The organism is Flavobacterium sp. SM15 (assembly GCF_022012335.1).
Taxonomy (GTDB): domain Bacteria; phylum Bacteroidota; class Bacteroidia; order Flavobacteriales; family Flavobacteriaceae; genus Flavobacterium.
Window position 1 is genome coordinate 1 of record NZ_JAKLTO010000044.1, and the last position, 231, is coordinate 231.

At 47.2% G+C, this 231-nt stretch carries 1 protein-coding gene; it reads left to right on the forward strand.

Annotation, left to right across the window (positions count from 1 at the left end):
* Nucleotides 1-231 (forward strand): hypothetical protein (locus LZZ90_RS14050; protein ID WP_237791333.1); only part of this gene is annotated, 231 nt, incomplete at both ends.

Genomic DNA, 231 nt, shown 5'->3' on the forward strand with positions numbered 1-231 from the left:
TACGTATTCTTGGTCACCTTCAGGAGGAACGGCTGCAACCGCTTCTGGATTAGCGGCAGGAACCTATACTGTAACCGTAACCGATGCCAATGCTTGTACTACAACACAAAGTTTTACTATTACTGAGCCAACCGCTTTGGTAGCAACTGCTGCTTCACAAACCAATGTATCTTGTAACGGAGGAGCTAACGGTTCGGCGACAGTTAATGTAACCGGTGGAACTCCTGCTTA